Below are 22,550 nucleotides of genomic sequence, written 5' to 3' on the forward strand. Positions count from 1 at the left end.
TTCAAGTCAGACGGCTTTCGTTATAATGCCCGCTCTGACATCAAAGGAAATGGCGAGCAATAATGACCAAGCAGTTAAATGTCGACCCGGCAGAAATCAGTAAATTCGAAGACATGGCATCCCGCTGGTGGGATCTGGAGGGCGAGTTTAAGCCCCTGCACCAGATTAACCCGCTGCGCCTCAACTATGTGATCGACCATGCCGGTGGTCTGTTTGGTAAGAAAGTGCTCGATGTCGGCTGTGGCGGCGGTATTCTGGCGGAAAGCATGGCCAGAGAAGGCGCTCTGGTGACCGGACTGGACATGGGCAAAGAACCACTGACTGTTGCCCGCCTGCATGCACTGGAAACCGGCACCAAGCTGGACTACATCCAGCAAACAGTTGAAGAACATGCAGAACAGAACGAAGGAACTTACGACGTCGTCACCTGCATGGAAATGCTGGAGCATGTCCCAGATCCGGCATCAGTGATCGCATCCTGCGCAAAACTGATCAAACCGGGCGGGCATGTGTTCTTTTCAACTCTGAACCGGAACATCAAGTCGTATCTGTTTGCGATTGTGGGTGCAGAGCAAGTGATGAAACTGGTGCCAAAAGGCACGCACGATCACAAAAAGTTTATTCGTCCGTCAGAGCTCATGGCGATGGTCGATCTGACCGAATTAGAGGACCGTCACATCACGGGTCTTCACTACAACCCGCTCACCGACACTTATAAGCTGGGTCGCAATGTCGATGTAAACTACATCCTGCACACCACCAAACCTGAATAAAACGCAGCAGCCATCAGCCAGCCGGGTAGACACTCGTCTGGCTGTTGATACCTGACTTTTCACACCTCACTCCATTTTCTGTACAACGGCTCAAATGATTCAGTTTCCTGATAAGCTTAAGTCATCTCTCTGATCATTCCGGAGCAAAGGAACCTGCCGATGCTGGACATTCAACTTCATGCCGTACTTTTTGATCTGGACGGAACGCTGCTTGATACGGCTCCGGATATGGCCCGTGCAGCCAACAGAGTTCTGGCTGATCACCAGATTCAGCCGCTGACACCAATGCAAATTCAGGCAAACACTAGCTATGGTGCGAATGGCTTACTCAAAGCAGGTTTCGGGGCAATCCCGGATCATCTTGATCCCTTGCATCTCCGGAAGTTATTTCTTGACTATTACCACAGTGAAATATGTCTTGAAACAAAAGCTTACGATGGGATCTTATTGCTTTTACGTTATCTGAATGAGAAAGAGATCCCATGGGGAATAATGACAAACAAACCTGGATTTCTCACCCAGCGCCTCCTGCCCTTTTTTCCGGAACTTTGCCAGACGGAAGTGATTGTCTGCGGTGACACCCTTGATAAAGCGAAGCCACACCCGGAACCCCTATGGCATGCATGCGAGCTTTTGAAGGTTCTGCCGGAAAACTGTCTGTACGTCGGTGATATCGAAAAGGACATGATTGCAGCCCGGGCTGCAGGGATGCCTGGCGCTGTCGCAGGCTGGGGCTACATTGGAGAAGAGCATGATCCCAGCCTATGGCAAGCCGACGTGATCCTGCCAGAACCTGAGTCTTTGATCCACCTCCTAGAGCAACAAAATTGTGACGGACGCGCCTTTTTTAATCAATCATACTGCCCCTGAAAATAGAGACGGAAATCGGGAAAAATCAAGGGAAAAAATTTTTTTCCTTCCGGAAAATTTACCCGATTTTGTTTGCATTTTTCTATGATACTGGCAAGTCTGATGAAATAGGTTAGTATGTACTGACTATTCATTTTACATCCCCACGTTATCCACAAGCGGTCAAAAAATACCAGCTTGCAAATTCGGATGCTCATCACTATCTTGTTTGCCTCATGGCTTAACACCCCAACATATAGTGTTTTGGTCTATTATTTTAACTGTAACGAAGATCACAAACTTTGTTTACTTTTTTAATAAAACCTTAAAAAAAGCACTATTAATCAGGGAAAACTGGGAAAACGATTAAAAATGAATCAACAGCTAACTGTTACCAAGCGTGATGGGCGCAAAGAACGCATCGATCTGGACAAGATCCACCGTGTCATTACCTGGGCTGCTGAAGGCCTGGAGAATGTTTCTGTGTCGCAGGTTGAGCTGAAGTCTCACATCCAGTTCTATGATGGGATTAAAACCGAAGACATTCATGAAACCATCATCAAAGCAGCGGCTGACCTGATTTCTGAAGAGTCGCCTGATTACCAGTACCTGGCAGCACGCCTGGCTATCTTCCACCTGCGTAAGAAAGCCTATGGCCAGTTTGAGCCACCAACACTGTTCAACCATGTCACAAACATGGTCGATAAAGGCAAGTACGATAAGCACCTGCTGGAAGACTACACCCCAGAAGAATTTGCAGTGATGGATGATTTTATCGATCACTGGCGTGACATGAATTTCTCTTACGCAGCTGTAAAACAGCTGGAAGGGAAATATCTGGTTCAGAACCGTGTCAGCGGCGAGATCTACGAAAGTGCCCAGTTCCTTTACGTCATGATCGCTGCCTGCCTGTTCAGTAAGTACCCGAAAGAATCGCGTCTGGACTACATCAAGCGCTTCTATGATGCCGTTTCTACGTTCAAGGTTTCACTGCCGACACCAATCATGTCTGGTGTGCGGACACCAACCCGTCAGTTCAGCTCTTGTGTTCTGATCGAGTGTGACGACAGCCTGGATTCTATCAACGCAACGGCCAGCGCCATTGTTCGTTACGTGTCTCAGCGTGCCGGTATCGGTATCAACGCAGGCCGTATTCGCGCCCTGGGTTCAGAAATTCGTGGCGGCGAAGCATTCCACACCGGTTGTATTCCGTTCTACAAGTATTTCCAGACCGCGGTCAAATGCTGCTCACAAGGCGGTGTTCGTGGCGGTGCGGCAACCCTGTTCTACCCAATCTGGCACCGTGAAGTCGAATCACTGCTGGTTCTGAAGAACAACCGTGGTGTTGAAGAGAACCGTGTCCGTCACATGGACTACGGCGTACAGATCAACAAACTGATGTACACCCGTCTGATCAAAGGCGACAACATCAGCCTGTTCTCTCCTTCTGACGTTCCGGGACTGTACGATGCATTCTTCGCCGATCAGGAAGAGTTCGAGCGCCTGTACGTGAAATACGAGCAGGACGACAGCATTAAGAAACAGACTGTGAAAGCCATTGATCTGTTCTCTCTGCTGATGCAGGAGCGTGCTTCAACGGGCCGTATCTACATCCAGAACGTGGACCACTGTAACACGCACAGCCCGTTTGATCCGGCAGTCGCGCCGATTCGCCAGTCAAACCTGTGTCTGGAAATCGCACTGCCGACCAAACCACTGAACAACGTTGAAGATGAAAACGGTGAGATCGCGCTGTGTACGCTGTCTGCTTTCAACCTGGGTGCAATTGAAAACCTGGATGAACTGGAAGGACTGGCCGATCTGACTGTTCGCGCACTGGATGCCCTGCTGGATTATCAGGACTACCCGCTGCCGGCAGCCCGTCGTTCGACCATGAACCGCCGTACACTGGGTGTGGGTGTGATTAACTTCGCTTACTATCTGGCGAAGCATGGTGTCCGTTACTCCGACGGCAGTGCGAACAACCTGACGCATCAGGCTTTCGAAGCCATTCAATATTACCTGCTGAAAGCTTCTGTCGGTCTGGCGAAAGAGCGTGGTGCATGCCCGGCGTTCAACGAAACCACCTATTCGAAAGGTATCCTGCCGATTGATACCTATAAGAAAGATCTGGATAAAATCTGTGCTCAGGAACTGCGTTATGACTGGGATGCGCTGCGTTCAGAGATCATGACTCACGGCCTGCGCAACTCCACCCTGTCTGCTCTGATGCCATCCGAGACATCGTCTCAGATCTCGAATGCGACCAATGGTATTGAACCACCACGTGGTTTCGTTTCCATCAAAGCATCCAAAGACGGCATCCTGAAGCAGGTGGTACCTGAGTACAACAAATACAAAGACAACTACGAGTTGCTTTGGAACATTGGCAGCAATGACGGCTACCTGCAACTGGTCGGTATCATGCAGAAATTCGTCGACCAGGCGATCTCTGCCAATACCAATTATGACCCGAGCATTCAGCCAGGCGGCAAAGTGCCAATGAAACTCTTGCTGAAGGACCTGCTGACAGCGTATAAACTCGGTGTCAAAACCCTGTACTATCACAACACCCGTGATGGCGCTTCTGATGCGCAGGGCGATGTCGCTGCAGACGACTGCACCAGCTGCAAGATTTAACACTAACAAAACAAATGGGAGCTTCGGCTCCCCTTTGATGTTGAGGACACAATGGCATACAGCACTTTCTGTAAAACCAATAATAACGCGCTGAAAGAACCCATGTTCTTCGGCCAGCCCGTGAACGTGGCGCGTTATGACCAGCAAAAATTCGAAATCTTCGAAAAACTGATCGAAAAGCAACTGTCTTTCTTCTGGCGCCCGGAAGAAGTCGACGTATCCAGCGATCGCATTAACTTCAATAATCTGCCGGATCACGAGCGCCATATTTTCATCAGCAACCTGAAATATCAGACGCTGCTCGACTCGATTCAGGGCCGCAGCCCGAACGTAGCGCTGTTGCCGCTGGTTTCGATCCCAGAGCTGGAAACCTGGATTGAAACCTGGTCATTTTCTGAGACCATTCACTCGCGCTCTTATACGCACATTATTCGCAATATCGTGAACGACCCGGCTGTGGTATTTGACGATATTGTTACCAATGAGCACATCATCAAACGTGCCGGTGACATTTCCCATTACTATGACCAGCTGATTCACAGTACCAATGATTATCACCGCCTAGGTGAAGGTGTTCATACCGTGAACGGCGAAACCGTAGAAGTCAGCCTGCACGAACTGAAGAAAAAGCTGTATCTGTGCCTGATGTCGGTCAACGCCCTGGAAGCAATTCGTTTTTACGTCAGCTTCGCGTGTTCATTCGCATTCGCCGAACGTGAGCTGATGGAAGGGAATGCAAAAATCATCAAGCTGATTGCCCGGGATGAAGCGCTGCACCTGACAGGAACCCAGCATATTCTGAACCTGATGCGTACAGGTCAGGATGACCCGGAAATGGCCGAAATTGCCAGTGAATGTGAAACGCAGTGCTTTAACATCTTTAAAGAAGCTGCGGAGCAGGAAAAAGAATGGGCTGAGTATCTGTTTAAAGACGGCTCTATGATTGGCCTGAACAAAGACATTCTGTGTCAGTATGTCGAGTACATTACGAACCTGCGCATGTCCGCCGTCGGTCTGAAGCCAGCCTACCCTGGCGCGACTCAGAATCCGATTCCATGGATCAATGCCTGGTTGTCTTCTGACAACGTTCAGGTGGCGCCTCAGGAAGCGGAAATCAGCTCTTACCTGGTTGGTCAGATTGACAATGACGTCAGCGCAGACGATCTGGGCGACTTCGAGCTATGACCCAACTGACCATTACGGTGAACGGACAACGGGTTCAGGGCAATAACTATGAGCCCCTGCTCCTTCAACTGGAACGTGCGGGATTACAGCCCGAGTTCCAGTGCCGCAATGGAATGTGTGGTGCCTGCCGGTGCAAACTGAAAGAAGGCAGCGTGGATCAGCATGAAGCGATGGCGTTTGTTGCGCCGGGTGAAATTCTTGCCTGCCGCGCTGTCCCGACATCAGATCTGGACCTGGAGTTTACGTACCAGTTACAGACGCCTTAAGTTCGGCAGACAGCAATCGGAAATTAAAAAAGCCAGTTTGAATGAATCAAGCTGGCTTTTTAATATCCGGAACAGACTTATTTGGATTCGGCCGGTAAAAACAGCTCACTAAGGGTTTCGAAAGTCACATAACTGCCGATGACCGGCTCTCCGGACTGCCAGCGACGCAGCATATCCAGCATCAGAGTCGCAACCAGCTTGCGATGTGTTTTATTGGCGTACTGACGCTTTGTGCTGACATGCTGTGCCCAGTCCCCTCCGGGGGTTGAAAGCGCAACAGCAACCGCACCGTCATGCAAAGGTCCGCAGACTAAGGCTAAGTCTGAACCGGTTTGATGCCGGGCAGCTGCCGCCATCGCCAGAGCGGCTCCCATCGGCTCAGCATCGCTCACGGAAGGCTCAACCTTCGTGGTCAGTAACCATCCCTGATTCAGCGCAGACTGGGTATGGGGATTATCCTGCAGCCAGTTCATCACATCCCCGCCGGTAAACTGCTCAGCAACCGTCAGGGTGTAAGGCTGCTGTTCTAAAACACGACCGATGCTGTCCAGCAGATTGGCTTCGACACCAACAATGTTGTCTCCCAGCCGGGTCTGTATCGCTTCAAGAACCGAGGCGGACTGAACATCTCCCTTCGGCGCAAATAATTTCACCTCGATGAATGGCATGGCTGAACGGTAACCAAGCTGGAAAGACGACGGCAGGTCCAGAGTCGAAAGTGTATCGTTAATCCCGGATTCTGACAGGCCAAAACAATACAGGCGATGACACGCCATCATAGACACTTCCGGATGAAGTTTTTTCAGGCGCGGCAAAATTTCATCTTCGACCATCTTTTTGAATTCGCTTGGAACACCCGGCGTGAAAAAGAGATGCGCACGATTGAGCTTCATCATGAAACCACAAGCCGTTCCCACCGGATTGTCCAGCAGCTCAGCCCCTTCAGGCAGCATGGCCTGCTTCAGGTTTGCCTGAGGCATTTCCCGGCCATACACCCGGAATTTTTCGATCATCTGCTCAACCCAGAATTCAGATTGCTCCAGACCAGCCCCTGCGGCAATGGCCGCCGCCTGCGCCGTCAGATCGTCCGTTGTAGGACCCAGCCCGCCATTTACGATAACGATATCTGCCGTCAGACTGCACTGTTCAATTTCAGAAGCCAGGCTTTCCAACTGGTCACCAACCGTCGTCCTGCGTGACAGCGCAAAGCCATGCTGAAAAAACAACCGGGAAAGCCATGCTGCATTGGTATCTACAATATCTCCATGCAGGACTTCTTCGCCGGTACTGATCATGACCACTTGCAACATGTTCTTCCTCTTCGGATTCAAAATTTTACTCACTGTAACACTTCGCTAACGGCGAGAAAATGCACATCATGCTTATTTAAATTATCCAGCACAGACAATATGTTGCATACAGTTTTCAATAAACGGACTGTAAATCTACATTTACACTCATTTAAACTTAAGTTGACAGTCCTTTTATCCAGGATTAAAGTAGCGGCTGAGAATTACAGCTGACAAAATGATTAATTGTTAGTCAAAAATACCGTATGTTGTACGAATGTTATGAGCAAACACTTCATGAAGACTTATTATCGTCGGCCACAATGGTCGACAGCGTTGTAAAGAAAGTTGAACAAATCAATTCCTTCCAACCCGTTACACCATTGTGGCTATATTTTTTCTTCGGAGAGAATCAGCCTGAACAGCCCCCTCTCCCATCAATTAAACCAATAAAAATACAGGGAGTTTTCCTCGATGAGCATGAACAAAACGTTCGGTAGTACATTGATAATTGCCGGCACAACCATTGGCGCCGGGATGCTAGCATTACCTCTGGCCTCCGCCGGGCTTGGGTTTACAACAGCGACGTTAACCATGGTAGGAATCTGGGCACTGATGGTGTACACCGCCCTGCTGATGCTGGAAGTCCACCAGCACGCCGAACAATCTGCGACCCTGCATACACTTGCCCGGGAACTGCTGGGGAAAAAAGGCCAGCTCGTGGCAAACTTTGCCATGATGTTTCTGTTTTACGCATTATGTTCCGCTTACATCGCCGGTGGCGGCGAGCAGCTGCATGACAAGCTGACCAACTGGCTGGGTCTGAATGTGATTCCTCAGGCTGGCACAATCATCTTTACACTGATCATTGCCACCATCGTGTCTATCGGTACTCACTCTGTTGACCTGGTCAACCGTATCCTGTTTGCTTTGAAAGTTATTGCGCTGACCGTCATGCTGAGCTTACTGCTGCCTCATATTCAGGGCGAGCATCTGGTCGACATGCCGGTTGAGAAAGGGCTGCTGATTTCCGCACTGCCGGTTGTCTTCACCTCTTTCGGATTCCACGGCAGTATTCCCTCGATCGTGCGTTACGTGGGGATTGATATGAAAGCACTGCGCAAGGTAATGATTATTGGCGCCTCTGTACCGCTGGTCATTTACCTGCTCTGGCAAATTGCCAGCCAGGGCATCCTGAGTCAGTCACAGCTGATTGACAACGCGAACCTGAGAAGCTTCATTTCGGCGCTCAGTACGCTGCTGCACAACCCGATGGTCAGTCATGCTGTCTCTGTCTTTGCAGATCTGGCGCTGGCGACCTCTTTCTTAGGCGTCAGTCTGGGCCTGTTCGACTTTTTGTCCGACACGCTCAACCGTCAGAGTTCGGCATCAGGCCGCCTGCAAACAGCTGTTTTTACCTTCGTACCGCCATTATGTTTCGCACTGTTCTACCCGCAGGGCTTTATCATGGCACTGGGTTACGCTGCGATTGCACTGGTTATCCTGGCTATCTTCCTGCCGGTTGCGATGGTTCATGTGCAGCGTCAGCAAAGAAAAGAGGGGTATCAGGTGATTGGCGGTCAGCCAGCCTTGTTCATGGCCGCAACAGCAGGTGTCGTGATTATCACAGCGCAGCTACTGCAGATGGTTGGCGTCATCCCGGCGGTCGGCTAATTGCTTCTGGAACATCGGGTCGCTCAAAGCGGCCCGACATTTTTTGATACGTGACCATTGAAAAATATGGGTAAGACAACGAGATAAATTGATAAGTTTAATTATTAGACAACAAACATCTGTAAATGCATAAAAACAAATAAAACCATCAGTAATTGCATATTTATAGATTACATTTCAATAAATTACACAAATATCACACACTGTTTTTGAACAAAGATCACGCTTTATGCCCTGGTACATATATGCGTAACGTATTTTAGGCTATCGTTGAGACATCGAACCTTTAAAGCCATCCCTTTATCTGGTATGAGCCAATCCTTTACGACCTTTGAGCATCTGCAATCCCCAGTATGGGTTTTCGATATCGAAAACAAAGCCATCGTCTGGGCTAATTCCGCTGCGCTGCCATTATGGGAAGCAGAGAGCCTTCATGAACTGACTACACGGGATCTTGGCCGTGATATGTCTGATGCCGTTGAGGCGACCCTGAATGATTATCTTCAGATGTTCAAACGGGGTGAAGCGCTCAAACTGTGGTGGAGCTACAGTCCCAAAAGCAAAGTTAAGAATGCATTATGTTACTTTTCCGGCATCCCTCTGACAGATGGCCGGATGGCGATGCTGGTGCATGTGATCGCCGAAGAAGCCAGCCTGAGACGGGAGCTGGCATTTTCCGACGGTTCCAATCTGGCATTGCTGTTTTCCTCAGAAGGCAAGTTGCTCAGTGCGAACCGTGCTTTTGTCCATGCGTTTGGCGAGCAGCTTGACAGCCTGGCGACCTTCGTCGGCGATATTAAACTGGCCCAAAAGTGGCTTCAGGAGGCCAGTGAAGGTGGCATCCTGAACCACAGAAAACTCTGCTGGACCGGACGCAATTACGACTGGTTCAACATTGACGGGAAATGGCTGGCAGACAAACAACAGCTGTTGCTCAGCCTGGTTAATATCAGCCAGGAAAAAGAGCAGTTGAAGCAAGCCAAATATCAGTCTGAGCATGATTATCTGACCGGCCTGCTCAACCGTCGTGGCATGATCAACGCCATTCATGCATCTCAGCATACCTCTCAGCCTTATACCCTGCTGTTTCTGGATATCGACGGCTTTAAGCTGATCAATGACAGCTACGGCCATGCCATTGGTGATAAGATGCTGCGTGCCATTGCGATTCGTCTGAGCGAAATTGTGAAGTTCAATGGATTGCTGGCGCGTTTTGGAGGCGATGAGTTCATTATTCAGCTTGATCAGCGCCAAATTGATGAGCCAGCCCAGTTTGCCCGTAAGTTGATCGCCAGCCTGAATAAACCATTCCACCTGAAAGAAGTCGGCGAGCTTTCCATTGGCTGCAGCATCGGGATGGCCAGTTTCCCGACCGATGCCAAGAAGATTGAAACCCTGATCACTCAGGCGGACATGGCCATGCATCGTGCGAAGCTGAGAGGCCGCAACCGCTGCCACCACTTCTCACCGGAAATGGCAGAAGATCTGTATCGTAAAATGACCCTGCGCCATCACCTGACACTGGCGATGGATGCGGAAGCATTCGAGCTTTATTATCAGCCGATTGTCGATTTGAAGAATCACCGGCTCGGTGGTTTTGAGGCGCTGATTCGCTGGTACGACGAAGATCTCGGTCAGGTTGCACCATCAGAATTTATCCCGCTGGCAGAAGAGACCGGCCAGATTGTTCCATTAGGCAAATGGACACTCAAACAAGCCTGCATGCAGTTGTCGAGCTGGAATAAGACATTCGGGAAGCGTTTTACAGTCAGTGTGAACCTGTCACGGGCACAGCTCCATGCCAGCCTGGCCACTTACATTTCAACGCTGCTGGTTCAATACGACATTGCCCCATCTCAGTTAGCGCTTGAGCTCACTGAGTCGGCCATGTTGCAGGAGTACGATGAAGCCAAGCAATGCCTGGTTGATTTGGCAGAGCTGGGCATCGAGCTGCACCTAGATGACTTCGGAACCGGTTATTCCTCATTGTCTCAACTGCAGAACCTGCCGATCACTCAGGTCAAACTGGATCAGAGTTTCGTGCAGGCGAATACGCAAAGCAGCCGGGCCATTGTGGAAGCAACCTGTGCAATTTGCGACAAGCTCAACTTGAAACTGGTTGCGGAAGGGGTTGAAACCCTGGAACAACTTGAGTTCATTCAAAGCTGCCAGTTTGATTACTGTCAGGGGTACTACCTGGGTAAACCTATGCCAGCCCATGAACTTGAACGACGCCAGTTCAATCTGTTCAACGCCATCCCGATCGCCAGCTGATGAAAACACAAGGCAGAAGAAAGTTAACGTAAGGTTCAGCCTTCTTCTGCCCTGTTCTTGGCGATTTTTCTCTGATCATGCCCACATTGGGCTCAATCCCTGCCACATCGCGGCCATCCCCGCAAAAGTACAGAGGACCAGCAGCGCATACCGCAACCATTCTGTCTTCACCAGATGCTGGACTTTATAAGCCAGTAAGGTCGTGATGATCGGTGCCGGTAAAATGAGTAATGCATACTTCAGGTGCCAGACACTGAAATGATCCGTTGCCGACAGCGCTATCAGAGACAAAACACAACTAAACGCAAAATACAGAGCCAGGTTCGCTCTGAGTTTCCCGGCTTCTGCATGCTGCAGGACCAGCGCCATCGGCGGGCCGCCAATACTGGTGGTCGTTCCCATCAGTCCGGATGTAAACCCAGCAATAAAAAGCGCTTTCGGCGTGGGTTTAAACCGCACCTTCATCAGACTAATCAATACAGCCAGCAACACCCCGCCGCCGAGAATCAACGCCAGATGCTCAGCACTGATATAAAGCAGTATCCAGCCCGCAACCATAGTACCGGGGACACGACCAATAAACGCCGCACTCATCCCCTGAAACGAAATCTGTTGCCTGTATTGCCACATGTTGATCAACGCAAGCACCAGACCAACAAAAGTGACCACACCCGGAACAAAACGCGGCTCGAAGAAATAAACAACCGGCGCTGCGACAATTGCCATCCCAAAGCCGACGGTACTTTGCACGAAACAACCAGCCGACAAGGCCAGCGCACAATAAATCAGGGTACTGAGTTCCATTCATTCTCCAGTTGCGCGTGAATCAAAATATTTCGCGGCGTGACAGGCTTTTCACAAAAAGTCCCGACCCGCACCTGATAACCGGCACTTTCCATAAAGATTGTCCGATCATAAACCAGCCACAACTCCAGTGGTCGCCGGAACACCTGCCGCACCAATTCCATGCGTTCGATTTGATAAAAACGTTTTTCACCGGCCTGCTGCCAATGCTGATAGTCCACACCGTCTGGTAAGACAATCCCTTTTTTCTCTGCAGCCCAACGGCAAAAAGCCTCGAACCCTTCATTCAAGAGGGCTTTCTGGACATTTGGAACCGGCAAATAGGTCTCGCTGCCGGCCAGCGTCTGCTGCAAGGCATCAAACCCCAACCGGTAACTGACTTCCACAAAGCGCTGGTTGCGTACCCGCTGACCTGCCGTTACCGTCTCCTGCAATGGCATTTTCAAGTCGTGCTTAGACAGCGTTAGTCGGCTTGATTTCGCATCCGCTGATAAGGGCTGGTATACCGCATTGCGGATCAAGTGATAGCAGCAGGGTGAAACACTGACAGCCTGCCCTTTTCGGGCCTCAACCTGTTTGAGCAACGTGACATGCAGGTCGCCACAGGCATGTAAGGCAACCGCATGCTGCTTTGGCTGAATCAGTTGTACACTTTCCGGTGAAAAAGCGTCACCCTGAACAAACGTCATGGGCAGTGAAAGCTGTGCCGCCATCTGTTGTCCGTCGTCACATAACGCTTGCTGCCACTCCAGACTGGTCACCGGAGTCTGATGAGCTGCAGCCAGCACTCGTCCCAAATGTCCTTTTCCGGCACACCACTCCAGCCACGGCAGCCCATGTCGCGGTAATACACTCTGAAAAGCCTGAATCTGATGCCACTTACGCCCGGGAACGCCTGTATCCAATCCTCTCGGCAAAGAAGACATCGCATCAGACACTCTGGGCAAAACCGGTAAAGAGGTCAGTTCAAAAAGCGCTGCCGCATCGGGTAAAAACGGTCGGATTGCATCTCTGAGTTTTTCCGCGTCCTGCAACAGACAAGAAATTTCGTCATCAGAAAGCTGATTCAGCCAGTCTGACAGCGCAGGCAGGTCTTCTTGCCAGGGGTAATCCCTGCAGGCAAAAGGCATAAACTGCCAGAGCGCACGATGCTTGGTCAGCAGAACATCCAGCTGACGGAAAACTTCTGAATAAGCAGACATGGTAAACCAGTGACGAAGAACAGACAGAAAGCCGGTATTTTATCTCATACTCAGCTGCAGAAGTAAGGGACAGAAAAAGAAAAAGCCGCGTCTCGCGGCTTTTGATGATCATGGTCCGATAAATATGATTAACGGACGGGCAGCTTGATATTGGCAAACATCGCTTCAATTTCTTCATTGCTTTTCAGGGCCAGCGCCTGATCAACAACATTCCGGGTCAGATGCGGTGCAAACCGTTCCATGAAATCGTACATGTATGTGCGCAGGAAAGTCCCTTTCTTAAAGCCAATCGTCGTGGTACTGGCTTCGAAAATATGGCTGGCATCAATGGCCACCAGATCCTGATCCGTTGCAGGGTCAATCGCCATACTGGCCATAACCCCCACCCCGATGCCCAAACGCACATAAGTTTTAATGACATCAGCATCCGTCGCTGTGAAGACAATACGTGGTGTCAGACCCGAACGGTTAAAGGCATCATCCAGTTCAGAGCGGCCGGTAAAGCCAAACACATAAGTTACCAGCGGGTAAGCCGCCAGATCATGGATGGTCACATCGCGCTTCTGCGCCAGCGGGTGATCAGCCCGGACCACAATGGAGCGATTCCAGTGATAGCACGGCAACATAATCATGTCCTGATATAAATGCAGGGCCTCTGTTGCTATGGCAAAAACAGTGGTTCCTTTAGAAACAGCGTCGGCAATCTGAGACGGCGTTCCCTGATGCATATGCAGTGAAACTTTCGGATAACGCTCAATAAACCCCTGAATGACCTGAGGTAAAGCATAGCGGGCCTGAGTATGAGTCGTCGCAATGTGCAGCGTCCCCATTTCCGGATGCGTATATTCACCGGCGACCGATTTAATGCTTTCGACTCGCGAAAGGATATCCCGGGAAATACGGACAATGTTTTCACCCGCCGGAGTCACTTTGGTCAGGTGCTTGCCACTGCGCTCAAAAATTTGAATACCCAGTTCATCTTCAAGTAATCGGACTTGCTTACTGATGCCGGGCTGAGAGGTGTACAGGCTTTCAGCTGTAGAGGACACATTGAGATTATGATTCACCACCTCAACGATATAACGTAATTGTTGTAGTTTCATGCTACCGCCCCAAATATAGTCCGTTACATTCTAACAAAGCGTTGTTCTATTTCACTATGTTATATGCACTATCATAGTGCTTCAACGCCGCTTGTACAGTCGTACGACGGTTTGAATCAATTCAAACCATCATAATTGGACAATCGTCGGAAATCTAGACAGAGTGGCGTCTGACAGGCCATCATCGTCACACTACATCAGGCAGAAGAAATATACACACTGCGAATGTGAGGCTATGAGCAAAAATCCCCGCAATGCTATGACCTCTTTGCCAGATGGTGTATCTTATTGCTTCGTTTTTATGTGGATTATCTGATCGAGTTTTATGAGTATTCCTTTAGTGATCGGTCTGGTCGGCCTGCTGTTAGTCCTGGTTGTCGGTTATAACGTTATCATTCAGTATCGCCAGCAGCTGGAAAGCCAGAAACAGCAGGAACTGGCGAAACACATCGCCGTCATCGACTCCAGCGAAGACCTGATCAGCCATGCTCATCACCTGCCTTACAGTAAAGACTTACTTGTCTGTCTGAATCACCGGATTCTTTCAGCGCTGGAAAGTATGTACGAAATTGATCAGACGGATCGCTCCATGCCCCAGCGAATTCACAACGTCCGTGAACAGATCAAACAGCTTCAGCAGCACTATACGCCCAACGAAATGTCTGGCTTCAAAGTCCCGACAACAGACCGTCAGGCCATTGCCATGCTGCAGCTCGTGAAACGCCTGAAACAAGTGGTTAAAAGTGAACACAGTAAGGGCCGCCTGGGTACCCAAGCTTTTGTCACCGAAAACGCGCGTCTGGAAGGTCTCCAGCTGCGTATCAATATTGAAAACGTCGTCAAACGTGCCAACGATGCACGAATGAAGCGTCAGATTGGTACCGCGAAGCAATTACTTCGTAAAGGTCTGGATGCACTGTCCACCAAGAACCACAATTACGCCAATCAGGCCCGTGAAAAACTTCAGGCCATGCTGGAGGAAATCGACAGCTCTCAGAACCAGACGCATGCAAAACAGCGTCAGGAAATGATCGAAAAAGAGCAGGACGAACTGGACGTACTCTTCCAGCCCAAGAAAAAGTGGTAATCCACGCAATCAAACACAACACAGGCCGCATTTCGCGGCCTGTGTTCTTTCTGCGGCAATCTTATCACCCTGATTCCGCTGTCATATGCTCACTGAATACCTTCGCCAGCGTCGCACGTGAGAGACTGCCCCGTAAGTTCCCCAGACTGTCCAGCACAGGTAACGGCAATTCATTTTCCAGAGTCAGCGGCAGCACGGCTTCCAGTGGTTGTGCACAATGAATCGAAGGCAGCGCAATCAGCATCGAAGGTTCAAGACTCGAATCAGGGCGTTCAAGAGCAATGTTTTCCAGTGCATCTCGCGTGATCACGCCCAGACAACCCTGCGTATCATCCCAGACATAAGCAAAGTTCATCTGGCACTCGCGCAGAGACTGCAGCGCCTCTGCAACCGTCCCCGGCTCAATACAGGGAGCCGGTGTCGTCATCACAGCTTCAACGCTCAGCGCTTTTGAACGGTTCACATCCCGGACGAAAGCTTCGATATAATCGTCCGCAGGCCGAAGCAGAATATCGACCGGTTTTCCCTGCTGAATCAACTGACCGTCACGTAATATCGCGATCCTGTCTCCCAGTCGCAGGGCTTCGTCCAGATCGTGGGTAATAAAGATAATGGTCTTTCCCAGTTTTGCCTGTAACGCCATCAGCTGCGCCTGCATTTCACTGCGAATCAGCGGGTCCAGCGCAGAAAACGCTTCATCCATCAGCAAAATATCAGCATCCATGCACAGCGCACGGGCCAGCCCTACCCTTTGCTGCTGCCCACCAGAGAGGCTGGCGGGGTAATGTCCGCCATAGCCGTCAAGACCAACGGTCTCAAGCCAGTACTGAGCTTTGTCCTGCCATTCTCTCGCCGGCAAACCCTGTATCTGTAAACCATAACCGATATTTTGCAGTACAGTGCGGTGCGGCAGCAAAGCAAAACGCTGAAAAACCATTGCCAGTCGCTTGCGCCTGAATGCCTGTAATACCGAAGGATTCAATGCGGTCACATTGACGCCGTCGATTTCGACCTGCCCGGCAGAAGGTTCAATCAGGCGATTGAAATGGCGGATCAGAGTCGACTTGCCGGAGCCGGATAATCCCATCACCACAAAGATCTCTCCCGGATATACGGAGAGATTGATATTGTTCAGGCCGACGGTGTGGCCGGTTTGCGCCAGAATTTCTTCTTTACTCATTCCTGTCTGAAGCAATTCGAGTGCCTGCTCAGATTTCGGCCCGAACACTTTATACAGATTACGCACGTGAATCAGCGGCGTCCTTTGGTCTGCCGCAGCCTTTGATGAATCAGTCATGATGCTTTCCTGAAAGGTGCTGTTGCGTCCGGCGGGCATAGCTTTGTGATATCCGGTCAAAAATGATTGCCAGGGCAACAATCGCCAGCCCGTTCAGCAGCCCCAGGGTAAAGTACTGATTGGTGATCGACTTCAGCACGGGTTGCCCCAGCCCTTTCACCCCAATCATCGAGGCAATCACCACCATCGCCAAAGCCATCATGATGGTCTGATTGATCCCGGCCATGATGGTTGGCATGGCCAGCGGCAGCTGGACCCCGGTTAAGCGCTGCCAGCTGCTCGCACCATAAGCTTCAGCGGCTTCCAGTACTTCTTTGTCAACCAGCCGGATCCCGAGATTGGTCAATCGGATGACCGGGGGAATGGCATAAATCACCACAGCAATCAGCCCCGGAATTTTACCGATCCCCAACAGCATCACCACGGGGATCAGATACACAAATGCAGGCATGGTCTGCATAATATCCAGCATTGGAGTGATCACAGTTTGCGCCCGATCAGAGCGGCCCATCCAGACACCCAAAGGAATTCCCGCAACGATCGCCATCAACGCAGAAGCAATAATAATACTCATGGTCCGCATGGTATCTTCCCACATCCCGAACAGACCAATCAGGACAAAGGCAATGATGACACCGCAAACCAGCTTCCAGGAGCGGCTGGCATAGAAAGCCAGTGAGGCTAGGATTGCGATCATCAGCCACCAGGGCGTTGCTAACAAAAGCTTTTCAAACCCAATCAACACAGAGAGCAGCGGGTCAAAAAACGCTTCAATACTGTCACCGTATTCACGGGAAAACGTTCGGTATGCACCATCAAGCGTTTTACGAATCGCAAGTAACTGGTGACGATCAAGCTGGGGAAAATCGGAAAACCAGGAAAAATCAGACATCTTTGGTATTGCCATGGATTGCTAAAAAACACAGGCCCGGCGATAAACCGGGCCTGACTGGATCAGCGTGCAGACATCGCTTTCTTGATGCGTTTCGCAGCTTCAGGAGATACCCATTGAGTCCACATGGATTCATTCTGCTGCAGGAAATAATCCGTCGCGGACTCACCATCGGCCTGATTGTCTTCCATCCACGCCAGCATCTTATTCATCTGTGCATTGGTAAATGCGCGCTTGGACAAATACGCCAGTGCCTCAGGCGCCCGCCGGGCGAATTTCTCTGTGACGACTGTATCTACCGGAGAAGGCGGGTACATGGTCGGTTTGGGATCCAGACAATCCGCCTGCGTAATACAGGACTGATAGTGCTCGACATCCACCCCGGTCCCGAAGTCAACTTTCACCATCTCGTACTTACCCAGAACCGCCGTCGGTGCCCAGTAATAACCGAACCACGGTGCTTTACGCTCATATGCTTTTGCAATCGATGCAGCCAGACCGGCGCCAGAGCCGGGATCCACCAGCTCGAACCCTGCATCTGCCAGTTTCAGCGCCTCAAATAAATGTTCTGTCGTGATCTGACAGGTCCAGCCCGCCGGACACCCCATCATCGCAGACCGTTCCGGATCTTCAGGATGACGGAATAATTGCGCTTTCGCCTTCACGCCCGCAAGTGTTTTCAGGCTGGGATCGTCTTCCACCATATACGCCGGTACCCAAAATCCTTCTTCGCCGCCGTCAGACAGGGTGACACCGGCATAACGCAGCCGCCCTTCGTTGACGCCAAGATCCAGTGCCTCCCGCATGGTATTGCTCCACATTTCCGGGGCAATATCCGGCTCACTCTTCTCTATCATGGACGTGGTGGTCGGAATGCTGTCGCCGGGCACCAGCTCTGCATCACAGCCATAGCCATGCTGAAGGATAAATTGATCCAGGTGCGCAAGCATCGTCGCTGAGTTCCAGTTCATGTCAGCAATCGTGACATGCCCGCATTCCTCCGCAGAAACAGTCAGACTCAGGGGCAGTGTGGCGGCGGCCAGTAACCAGGGGGCTATCTGGGGTAAACGCATAACAAATCCTTTCGTTGAGATATCCGGGTGTCCTTCGCCAGAAGCTGGTCTTGTCACCCGCCACTGATGAATTCCTTTTCAGTATATGCATACCCGAGAGCGATTGACGAGGACACAGACCCGGTTTTTGACCTTAAGTGATTCATTTTTGAGTTCTTTCAGCCGTCAGTGGCCGCCGAAACAGAGCTTTGTTATAATCCGCCCGCTTTTCGTCAACTCAGCCATAAGACCTCTCATGACAGACACACAACACATGATCAACACGCTTCTTTCACCCGTTCATCAGTTTCTGCATTGCGAAACACCGGACAGCTGGATTGAGGAAGCACGTAAGCCGGAAAACCTGAACGATTTACTGGTTGATCACTGTAACTGTGAGTTGAAAGCCAGCCAGACTGCGATTTATCTGATCCGAAAATATGCCGTCGATGAACAAAGCGGTCAGGCATTGCTGGACTGGGCGAAACCGTATGAAAACTTTGTCTATGGCAAGGCCAGAGATAAAAACACCTTTCATGGGAAGAAAAACGGACTCATTGCCGAGCTGACCGCCAGAGCCGATTGTCCTTACGGACAAAATTTGATCGACAAAATGGTCCGTCTGATCAAAGAAGAGTTTCACCACTTTGAACAGGTGCTGGAGATCATGGAAAAGCGCGGCATTGAATACTCCAGCCTGAATGCAGGCCGCTATGCGCGCGGTCTGATGAAAGCCGTACGTACCCATGAACCCGCAACATTAATCGACAAACTGATTATCGGTGCCTACATTGAAGCCCGCTCCTGCGAGCGCTTTGCCAAGCTGGCACCTTATCTGGATGACGAACTGAAAAAGTTCTACATTTCTCTGCTGCGTTCAGAAGCCCGTCATTATCAGGACTACCTGAAACTGGCGGAGCAGATTGCCGGCGAAGATATCAGTGAGCGTATTCAGTTCATTGGTCAGCGTGAAGCTGAACTGATCAGCAGCCCGGATGAACGGTTCCGCTTCCACAGCGGTGTTCCTGCAGAAGTCGCCGTTAGCTGAAAACCACGCGGCTGAAATCTATCCAGCCATTTGCCAGCAGTGAAACCCCATTGAGATGCGATCGCACATTCAGCTGCTGGCGGTTCTGCCACAAGGGCTGATACATCCCGAGCGCCACGAGCCAGCGTTCAATCGCTTCAAATTGAGCCACTCTTTCTTCCCGGCAGGAATGCGAAAACACCGTCTCAATTTTTCGCATTAACTGTGACTGAGTGTCTGCACTGAGACAAGCCGACAGGGCTGTATTTGCTTTCAGCCATTCCATCCAGTCCAGTTCAGGATCCTCCCCGAAAACTTCACCAGAAATCATAATATCGGCCTGAGACAAACGTGCCATCCGGTTAAAATCGGGAAAGGTTTCAATACAACAGCTCGCTGGAATTCCGGCGTTGTTCAGCGCATGTGTGAGTTGCTCCGCCAGCGCGATATGCTCTGTCAGCTGATAAGTTACAACGTTCAGCGGACGTTCCGGCTGAGGCAGTGACTTGAGATCGACGATTTCAGAAAGACCGGCTGGATGCAGCTCCGCTTGCAGCATGCCCTCAGCGTACCGGTAATTGTCCGGCTGCAAACAATCCGGTAACGGCAACTGACGAATAAAGGCGGCCAGTCTCCTCCGGTGTTTTGCCACCGCCATCCAGCGGGTCCGATTTTCATTCAGCAAGGCATACTCACAGCCCTTTTCCCAGTTTTCCAGCCGCGAGAATTGCTGTGTACGTCCCGGCACAAGCCAGGGGTGAACCACATCACTGTTCATGTCAAAATCCATGGCTTGATCACCGATATTCCAGATTTCGACCGCATCCAGCCACGGGCGGCAACCATGATAATGATCAAATGCGACCAACCGGGTCAGCCATTCGGTCTGTTCATCCAGCATAAAAGCCCCTGAGCCGATAATTCGGCCATCACCCGCTTGTTTCGCGATTCCGGCTGCCTTTTGTGTCAGTAACGTCGGTATAAAACCCGGCGTCATCTTTGCGATCATCCTGAAGCGCAGAGGAGTCAGTACTTCCACACCCGCAATACAGTCAAACAGCTGCCGATTGCAGCTGTCTGAAGTGCTGAGCCGCTCAAAATGCTCCCTGACAGATTGCGAAGTCAATGGCGTGCCATCATGAAACATCAGCCCTTTCCTCAGGGTAAAGAGCCAGTCATTGCCTTGTTGCTCCCAGTGAATGGCGAGGTTGCCCTGAATGTCACCCGTCTGCTCATTTTTGCTCAGCAAGCCGGCATAAAGGTAAGAGCCCAGATGAAGTTCCGTTCGACGGGAAAGCTGAACCACATCCAGATCATGAATACCGCGGTAGAAAGGGATCCGCAGGACATCCCGGGTATCAGCCCGTTTGGCTGATCGAAACCCGGCCAGATAATCCGCCAGAAATCCTTCCCGCGCATGTGCTGGCATCAGTGTCAGTGCCTGTTCTACCTGATTCCGCTCCAGTAAGGCGACTGCCTGCTGCGTCACAACAGCGTCTGTCGGTTTCAGCAACATAAGCGTCGGCAGATTGCCGCGCCCGACGCCGGGAAACCACTGTATCCACCCCTCACTGACCAGCCTTTTGATCAGCATTTGTGCATTTCGCCGGGTACAGGCCAGTTTTTCTGCCACGGTATCGAGCGACACGACCCATGTCTGCCCAACGTCCAGCTCATCTCTGAGTAACGCCAGTAATCGCCAGTAACGCATAAAAGATGAAATCCTTCTCTAATCTCTGCACTTTTTCTTCCACTTTTCCTGTCGATAATAGCGAAAGTTTTTGATGTGAAAAGGAATTTATGATGACAACTTTTGCGCAATCCCGTTTGGGGATCTGGAAAGAACCGACATTTCTAGTGCTGTTTACCAGTGCATTCTTCACGGCCTTTGGTGCCAAAATTTACAGCCTCGCGTTACCGCTGCTGGTTTATGACCTGACGGCTTCGCCGGAATGGATGGGTTGGATGCGGGCGGTAGAGTTTCTGCCCAATCTGCTGCTGGCCTTGTTTATCGGCGTATGGGTCGACCGAGTTAACCGTAAGCACTGGTCACAGGCCATGCTCATCGGGCAGAGCTTCTGTTTATTCCTGGCTTATTCTGCCGTCGAATGGATGGCTAACCCTTTATGGGCGCTCTTTCCGGCCGCTTTCATGATGATGGCCTTCGATTACGGTTATCACAATGCCCGTCTTGGCATGATGAAAACGGCATTGCCGCAACATCTCCAGAATACGGCCACAGCACGTTTCAGCACTATGTACAGTTTTCTGGAAACCGTTGGGCCTGTGTTGTCGGGGGTACTCCTGCTGATGTCCGCTATCCATCAGATCTTTCTGCTGCTGATCCTGTTTTATCTGCTCGCATTTATACAGTTGCAACGGCTGTCATTTGCCCCTTCCGAAACAGTGCAGCACCCTCCTGTCTTTTCTGCACTCAAGGAAGGCTGGCACGCCCTGAAGGCGGATCAAACGATGTGTTTGATCACTGCTGCTGTTGTCGTGATTAATACCACGGGTGCTGTATTTCATGTTCAGGCCATTTATTTTGCCAAGGCCGAGCTGATGCTCTCCAACCTGGAAGTCAGCTATCTGATTGCAGCCTCGGGTATCGGCGGCATGGTCGGCGGTATGGTTGCCGACAAGGTCAGACGCCGAATCGGACTGGGCAAGCTGCTCATTTTATCCATTGCACTGGAATCCTTCGGCTTTGTCATGCCTGCTGTTTCTCCGAATGCCGGGGTACTGGCAGCCGCTTTTTTCGTCATCAGCAGCATCGGGCTCATGAGTTCAATTTGCATCTGGAGTTACCGTCAGGAAGCTTTCAGTGACAAACTGCTGGGCCGTGTAGCTGGTATCACAGGTTCACTATTTAAACTGGGAATGCCGTTTGGACTGGCAGCTTCCGGTTATCTGGTCGCACTCCTGGGGACTGCACCGCTCTTTCTGCTCTGTTTTGCTGTTCAGCTGGCCGTAGCGCTGATGCTGTGGTGCACCCAAGTCCGGCGGACGGCATAAAATCATCCTCTCCTGAATCAATTCAGGGCGGTTATCCCGATTGCTCATTCCAATCGATTGAGGCCTCATCATTTCTTAAAGGGATCATGAAGTTAACTATACCGCAGTCACTTTGATGTGA

At 50.8% G+C, this 22,550-nt stretch carries 18 protein-coding genes; 10 read left to right on the top strand and 8 right to left on the bottom strand.

Annotated elements, in window-relative coordinates:
- Nucleotides 1–62: 62 nt before the first annotated feature.
- From ubiG to L4174_RS10530, 5 genes are all read left to right on the top strand, one after another.
- A complete protein-coding gene (ubiG, locus tag L4174_RS10510; RefSeq protein ID WP_248140736.1) occupies nucleotides 63–773 on the top strand; it encodes a bifunctional 2-polyprenyl-6-hydroxyphenol methylase/3-demethylubiquinol 3-O-methyltransferase UbiG in 711 nt (236 codons plus the stop codon).
- A 162-nt stretch (nucleotides 774–935) separates the two neighbouring features.
- The gene (locus L4174_RS10515) at nucleotides 936–1,643 is read left to right on the top strand and encodes an HAD family hydrolase (protein ID WP_248141682.1); all 708 of its coding nucleotides are present in this window, start codon (nucleotides 936–938) and stop codon (nucleotides 1,641–1,643) included.
- A gap of 351 nt (nucleotides 1,644–1,994) precedes the next feature.
- Nucleotides 1,995–4,262, top strand: coding sequence for a class 1a ribonucleoside-diphosphate reductase subunit alpha (nrdA, locus tag L4174_RS10520; protein WP_248140738.1), 2,268 nt, complete (start codon nucleotides 1,995–1,997; stop codon nucleotides 4,260–4,262).
- A gap of 51 nt (nucleotides 4,263–4,313) precedes the next feature.
- Complete coding sequence (gene nrdB, locus L4174_RS10525; protein ID WP_248140739.1) at nucleotides 4,314–5,447, top strand: class Ia ribonucleoside-diphosphate reductase subunit beta; 1,134 nt, start codon at nucleotides 4,314–4,316, stop codon at nucleotides 5,445–5,447.
- A complete protein-coding gene (locus L4174_RS10530; RefSeq protein ID WP_248140742.1) occupies nucleotides 5,444–5,713 on the top strand; it encodes a 2Fe-2S iron-sulfur cluster-binding protein in 270 nt (89 codons plus the stop codon). The genes nrdB and L4174_RS10530 overlap by 4 nt, the downstream gene beginning before the upstream one ends.
- Before the next feature lie 77 nt (nucleotides 5,714–5,790).
- On the opposite strand, the gene L4174_RS10535 is transcribed toward L4174_RS10530, so the two are convergent.
- Nucleotides 5,791–7,023 carry a CinA family nicotinamide mononucleotide deamidase-related protein gene (locus tag L4174_RS10535; RefSeq protein ID WP_248140744.1) on the bottom strand — a complete coding sequence of 411 codons (1,233 nt, stop codon included), beginning with the start codon at nucleotides 7,021–7,023 and terminating at the stop codon, nucleotides 5,791–5,793.
- A 453-nt stretch (nucleotides 7,024–7,476) separates the two neighbouring features.
- Here L4174_RS10535 and tyrP point away from each other — a divergent pair, with 453 nt between their 5' ends.
- Both tyrP and L4174_RS10545 read left to right on the top strand, forming a co-directional pair.
- Entirely contained in the window at nucleotides 7,477–8,676 is a 1,200-nt protein-coding gene (gene tyrP, locus L4174_RS10540) for a tyrosine transporter TyrP (RefSeq protein WP_248140746.1), read from the top strand.
- Nucleotides 8,677–8,985: 309 nt separating this feature from the next.
- The gene (locus tag L4174_RS10545; RefSeq protein ID WP_248140748.1) at nucleotides 8,986–10,950 is read left to right on the top strand and encodes a bifunctional diguanylate cyclase/phosphodiesterase; all 1,965 of its coding nucleotides are present in this window, start codon (nucleotides 8,986–8,988) and stop codon (nucleotides 10,948–10,950) included.
- A gap of 75 nt (nucleotides 10,951–11,025) precedes the next feature.
- On the opposite strand, the gene L4174_RS10550 is transcribed toward L4174_RS10545, so the two are convergent.
- The 3 genes from L4174_RS10550 to cysB form a co-directional block, all read right to left on the bottom strand.
- Complete coding sequence (locus tag L4174_RS10550; protein ID WP_248140750.1) at nucleotides 11,026–11,754, bottom strand: sulfite exporter TauE/SafE family protein; 729 nt, start codon at nucleotides 11,752–11,754, stop codon at nucleotides 11,026–11,028.
- The gene (locus L4174_RS10555) at nucleotides 11,736–12,956 is read right to left on the bottom strand and encodes a methyltransferase (protein ID WP_248140752.1); all 1,221 of its coding nucleotides are present in this window, start codon (nucleotides 12,954–12,956) and stop codon (nucleotides 11,736–11,738) included. The genes L4174_RS10550 and L4174_RS10555 overlap by 19 nt, the downstream gene beginning before the upstream one ends.
- Before the next feature lie 128 nt (nucleotides 12,957–13,084).
- On the bottom strand, nucleotides 13,085–14,059 hold the full coding sequence (gene cysB, locus L4174_RS10560; protein ID WP_248140754.1) for an HTH-type transcriptional regulator CysB: 975 nt from the start codon (nucleotides 14,057–14,059) through the stop codon (nucleotides 13,085–13,087).
- A gap of 325 nt (nucleotides 14,060–14,384) precedes the next feature.
- Between cysB and L4174_RS10565 the strand changes: the two genes are divergently transcribed.
- Entirely contained in the window at nucleotides 14,385–15,146 is a 762-nt protein-coding gene (locus L4174_RS10565) for a DNA repair protein (RefSeq protein WP_248140756.1), read from the top strand.
- 64 nt (nucleotides 15,147–15,210) lie between these two features.
- Here L4174_RS10565 and L4174_RS10570 read toward each other — a convergent pair whose 3' ends face one another.
- The 3 genes from L4174_RS10570 to L4174_RS10580 all read right to left on the bottom strand — a co-directional run bounded on the left by L4174_RS10570 (nucleotide 15,211) and on the right by L4174_RS10580 (nucleotide 18,408).
- Nucleotides 15,211–16,443, bottom strand: coding sequence for a glycine betaine/L-proline ABC transporter ATP-binding protein (locus L4174_RS10570; protein ID WP_248140758.1), 1,233 nt, complete (start codon nucleotides 16,441–16,443; stop codon nucleotides 15,211–15,213).
- Nucleotides 16,436–17,335 carry a proline/glycine betaine ABC transporter permease gene (locus L4174_RS10575; RefSeq protein WP_248140760.1) on the bottom strand — a complete coding sequence of 300 codons (900 nt, stop codon included), beginning with the start codon at nucleotides 17,333–17,335 and terminating at the stop codon, nucleotides 16,436–16,438. The genes L4174_RS10570 and L4174_RS10575 overlap by 8 nt, the downstream gene beginning before the upstream one ends.
- Nucleotides 17,336–17,397: 62 nt before the next feature.
- The gene (locus L4174_RS10580; RefSeq protein ID WP_248140762.1) at nucleotides 17,398–18,408 is read right to left on the bottom strand and encodes an ABC transporter substrate-binding protein; all 1,011 of its coding nucleotides are present in this window, start codon (nucleotides 18,406–18,408) and stop codon (nucleotides 17,398–17,400) included.
- Between the two features lie 235 nt (nucleotides 18,409–18,643).
- Here L4174_RS10580 and L4174_RS10585 point away from each other — a divergent pair, with 235 nt between their 5' ends.
- Nucleotides 18,644–19,435 carry a tRNA isopentenyl-2-thiomethyl-A-37 hydroxylase MiaE gene (locus L4174_RS10585; RefSeq protein WP_248140764.1) on the top strand — a complete coding sequence of 264 codons (792 nt, stop codon included), beginning with the start codon at nucleotides 18,644–18,646 and terminating at the stop codon, nucleotides 19,433–19,435.
- Here L4174_RS10585 and L4174_RS10590 read toward each other — a convergent pair.
- The gene (locus L4174_RS10590) at nucleotides 19,428–21,125 is read right to left on the bottom strand and encodes an SgrR family transcriptional regulator (RefSeq protein ID WP_248140765.1); all 1,698 of its coding nucleotides are present in this window, start codon (nucleotides 21,123–21,125) and stop codon (nucleotides 19,428–19,430) included. The two genes, L4174_RS10585 and L4174_RS10590, sit on opposite strands and share 8 nt — an antisense overlap.
- 92 nt (nucleotides 21,126–21,217) lie before the next feature.
- Between L4174_RS10590 and L4174_RS10595 the strand changes: the two genes are divergently transcribed.
- Nucleotides 21,218–22,429 carry an MFS transporter gene (locus tag L4174_RS10595; RefSeq protein WP_248141683.1) on the top strand — a complete coding sequence of 404 codons (1,212 nt, stop codon included), beginning with the start codon at nucleotides 21,218–21,220 and terminating at the stop codon, nucleotides 22,427–22,429.
- Nucleotides 22,430–22,550: the final 121 nt, after the last annotated feature.

Origin of the sequence: Photobacterium sp. CCB-ST2H9 (genome assembly GCF_023151555.2) — a bacterium.
GTDB lineage: Bacteria > Pseudomonadota > Gammaproteobacteria > Enterobacterales > Vibrionaceae > Photobacterium.